The following is a 3,847-nucleotide window of genomic DNA, read 5'->3' as shown; positions in this document are numbered from 1 at the left end:
CTGCCCGACGACCTGTTCGAAAGCCTCGTGCTGAGGCCGCATCAGGCCCTGGTGAAGCGGGTCCGGGAGTTGGGGGTGACCACGCCCCTGATCGGCTTCCCCCGCGGCTCGGCGGCGCTGGCCGAGCGCTATGCGGCCGAGTGCGACGTCCAGGCCGTGGCCCTCGACACCGCCTGTCCGCTGGCCGTCGGGCGGCGGGTGCAGGCCATCAAGCCGATCCAGGGCGCGCTTGACCCGCTGCTGCTGCGGGCTGGCGGTCCGTTGCTGGACCGGCGGGTGGACCAGCTGCTCGAGGCCTGGGGACAGGGGCCGTGGATTTTCAACCTCGGGCACGGAATCCTGCCCGACGTCCCGATCGCTCACGTCGAGCAGGTGCTGAAGCGGATCGGGGCCCAATGAGGACCCTCACCGGCCGCCGCATCGCCGTGGTCCTGTTCAATCTGGGCGGGCCGGACGACCAGGCCTCGGTGAAGCCCTTCCTGTTCAATCTGTTCAACGATCCGGCCATCATCGGATTGCCCGGCGTGGTGCGGACGCCGCTGGCGCGGCTGATCTCCGGCCGGCGGGAGAAGCCGGCGCAGGCCAACTACGCCCTGATGGGCGGCGGTTCGCCTCTGTTGCCGGAGACCCGGAAGCAGGCGGCGGCGCTGGAGGCGGCCCTGGCCGCGCGGCTGCCTGAGGATGAGGTGCGGGCCTTCATCGCCATGCGCTACTGGTCGCCGCTGACGGAGGAGAGCGCCGCCGAGGTCGCCGCCTTCGGGCCGGACGAGATCGTGCTGCTGCCGCTGTATCCGCAGTTCTCCACCACCACGACGGAATCCTCCCTGAAGCGCTGGAACGCGGTCTACGCCGGGTCGGGCGAGAGCCGGACCGTCTGTTGCTGGCCCGAAGCCCACGGCTGGATAGATGCCCAGGCGGAGGCCATCGGCCGCAAGCTGGACGAGGCCGGTGACCGTCCGGTGCGGGTGCTGTTCTCCGCCCACGGGATTCCGGAGTCGCTGGTCGAGCGAAAGGGCGATCCCTACCAGGAGCAGGTCGAGAGCACCGTCGCCGCCGTAGTGGCCAAGCTGGAAGCCGCAGGGCGGCCCGTCGACCACGCCCTCTGCTACCAGAGTCGGGTCGGACCGATGAAATGGTTGGGCCCGTCGACGCCGGAGGCGCTGGAGCAGGCCGCCGCCGACGGGGTCGGCGCCGTGGTGGTGCCGATCGCCTTCGTCTCCGAGCACGTCGAAACCCTGGTCGAGCTGGACATCGAATATGGCGAACTGGCCCACCGCCTCGGCGTCGCGCCGTATCTGCGGGTTCCGGCCGTCGGCGAGAACCCCGTCTTCGTGACGGCCCTGGCCGACGCCGTGCTTCACGCCCTGTCGCGGACCGGGGTGGCGCCCTATGGACCGGGCTGCCGGGGCGAGTGGAAGGCCTGCCCCTGTCAGGCGGAGAGCCGGGCGGCATGAGTTTCGAGGCGTTCAACATCGTGCGAGGCCTGCACATCCTGGCGGTGATCGCCTGGATGGCGGGGATGCTGTTCCTGCCCCGCCTCTACGCCTACGACGTCGAACAGGCGGACAAGGCCGAGCCGCTGCGCTCGGAGATGCAGGGCCTGCTGCGGGTCTGGCAGCGCCGTCTGCTGAAGATCATCATCAATCCGGCGATGAACGCCGCCTGGATCTTCGGCGTGTGGCTGATCCTGATCCACGTCTACGGCTTCGGCGAAGGCTGGGGCTTCGTGGCCCAGCCGTGGGTGGCGACCAAGCTCGTGGCGGTGATCGCCCTCAGCGGATGGCACGGCTTCTTGGCCGGCGAGCTGAAGCGCATCCACGCCGGGACCTCGGCCCGCTCCGGCCGCTTCTGGCGCATGACCAACGAGATTCCGTTCTTGATCGCCGTCGTCGCCGTGCTGGCGGTGACGACGGAGGGCGTCTTCGCATGAGCGTCCGGCGCGCTTCTGCGCATTCGGGCGCCGGCCGCGCAAGGAATAAATTCCGCGACGGACGATGCCCGGTGCGCTGCCGCTTGACCTGACCGCCGCAGCGTGGTTTCGCTGGCGGTGAACCGGTCCTGGCCTTCGCCGGACGGTCCCTCTCTCCCAACGATGCCGGCCGACGACACGGGCGGAGTCCATCGTTTCCCCTTCGGCCGCGAGGCCAGACATCGACAGCCGCCCGGACCCCGCAGATTTGCGGGCACCCTTGCGCGCACGCCTGAAGAAGATTCCCATGACCGACGTCCGCGACACCGATCCGACCGCTCCCGAGGCCGAGACCCTCGACGGCGACATGCCCACCAACGAGGTGGCCGCCGCCGACCTGCCGATGGTCGACCAGGAGGCCGACGAGGACGAGGACGACGGCGAACCGATCGTCCCCAACGGCCGCATCACCCTGGCCGAGCTGAACGAGAAGACGCCGGCCGACCTGGTCGCCTTCGCCGAAGGCCTCGAGATCGAGAACGCCTCCAACCTGCGCAAGCAGGACCTGCTGTTCGCCATCCTCAAGGCCTTGGCCGACGAGGAGGTCGAGATCATCGCCGACGGCGTGCTGGAGATCCTGCCGGACGGCTTCGGCTTTCTGCGCAGCCCCGACGCCAACTATCTGCCCGGTCCGGACGACGTCTATGTCTCGCCGTCGCAGATCCGCCGGTTCGGCCTGCGCTCGGGCGACACCATCCACGGCGCCGTGCGCGGCCCGCGCGAGGGCGAGCGCTACTTCGCCCTGCTCAAGGTCGACACGATCAATCTGGAAGACCCGGAGACGGTCAAGACCAAGGTCCTGTTCGACAACCTGACCCCGCTCTATCCCGAAGAGCGGCTGCACATGGAAATCCAGGATCCGACGCTGAAGGACCGCTCGGGCCGGGTCATCGACATCGTCGCTCCGCTCGGCAAGGGCCAGCGCTGTCTGATCGTCGCCCCGCCGCGGGTCGGCAAGACGGTGATGCTGCAGAACATCGCCAAGTCGATCGAGAAGAACCATCCGGAGGTCTTCCTGATCGTGCTGCTGATCGACGAGCGGCCGGAAGAAGTGACCGACATGCAGCGGACGGTGAAGGGCGAGGTCATCGCCTCGACCTTCGACGAGCCGGCCACCCGCCACGTCGCCGTCGCCGAAATGGTCATCGAAAAGGCCAAGCGTCTGGTGGAGCACAAGAAGGACGTGGTCATCCTGCTCGACTCGATCACCCGCCTCGGCCGGGCCTACAACGCCACCGTCCCGTCGTCGGGCAAGGTCCTCACCGGCGGCGTCGACGCCAACGCCCTGCAACGGCCCAAGCGCTTCTTCGGCGCCGCGCGCAACGTGGAGCAGGGCGGGTCGCTGACCATCATCGCCACCGCCCTGATCGACACCGGCTCGCGCATGGACGAGGTGATCTTCGAAGAGTTCAAGGGCACCGGCAACTCGGAGATCGTGCTGGACCGCAAGGTCGCCGACAAGCGCATCTTCCCGGCCATCGACGTGCTCAAGTCCGGCACCCGCAAGGAAGAGCTGACCACGCCGAAGGACCAGCTGGCCAAGACCTATGTCCTGCGCCGCATCCTCAACCCGATGGGGCCGCAGGACGCCATCGAGTTCCTGATCGACAAGCTGCGGCAGTCGAAGAACAATGCCGACTTCTTCCAGTCGATGAACACCTGACGGCGGCAGGGCCGCTGTTTCACGTGAAACAGGAGCGGATCGATGAAGGTCAATGTCGAGATCGACTGCACCCCGGCGGAAGCCCGGGCCTTCCTCGGCCTGCCCGATGTTGCGCCGCTGAACGAGGCGATGGTCGCCGAGATGCAGAAGCGCATGGCCGATAACGTCGCAGCCATGCAGCCCGACGAACTGATGAAGACCTGGACCAGCTTCGG

The 3,847-nt window shown here is 68.1% G+C and carries 5 protein-coding genes; all 5 read left to right on the top strand.

Going from position 1 to position 3,847, the window contains the following annotated elements:
* Positions 1–399: uroporphyrinogen decarboxylase family protein (locus VGD32_RS00865; protein ID WP_331030017.1), on the top strand; the 399-nt coding region annotated here is incomplete at its 5' end.
* The gene (hemH, locus tag VGD32_RS00860) at positions 396–1,454 is read left to right on the top strand and encodes a ferrochelatase (RefSeq protein ID WP_331030016.1); all 1,059 of its coding nucleotides are present in this window, start codon (positions 396–398) and stop codon (positions 1,452–1,454) included. The genes VGD32_RS00865 and hemH, both read left to right, overlap by 4 nt.
* The gene (locus VGD32_RS00855; protein WP_331030015.1) at positions 1,451–1,930 is read left to right on the top strand and encodes a CopD family protein; all 480 of its coding nucleotides are present in this window, start codon (positions 1,451–1,453) and stop codon (positions 1,928–1,930) included. The genes hemH and VGD32_RS00855 overlap by 4 nt, the downstream gene beginning before the upstream one ends.
* A gap of 286 nt (positions 1,931–2,216) precedes the next feature.
* Positions 2,217–3,632 carry a transcription termination factor Rho gene (gene rho / locus VGD32_RS00850; protein WP_331030014.1) on the top strand — a complete coding sequence of 472 codons (1,416 nt, stop codon included), beginning with the start codon at positions 2,217–2,219 and terminating at the stop codon, positions 3,630–3,632.
* 42 nt (positions 3,633–3,674) lie between these two features.
* Positions 3,675–3,847: DUF6489 family protein (locus VGD32_RS00845; RefSeq protein ID WP_331030018.1), on the top strand; the 173-nt coding region annotated here is incomplete at its 3' end.

It is taken from the genome of Brevundimonas sp., from assembly GCF_036402095.1.
Lineage (GTDB): Bacteria > Pseudomonadota > Alphaproteobacteria > Caulobacterales > Caulobacteraceae > Brevundimonas.
This window is presented reverse-complemented; position numbering and strand designations above follow the sequence as displayed.

Coding starts and splice junctions, on each gene's coding strand:
- VGD32_RS00855 (WP_331030015.1), top strand. CDS start 1,451: ATGAGTTTCGAGGCGTTCAACATCGTGCGAGGCCTGCACATCCTGGCG.
- rho (WP_331030014.1), top strand. CDS start 2,217: ATGACCGACGTCCGCGACACCGATCCGACCGCTCCCGAGGCCGAGACC.
- hemH (WP_331030016.1), top strand. CDS start 396: ATGAGGACCCTCACCGGCCGCCGCATCGCCGTGGTCCTGTTCAATCTG.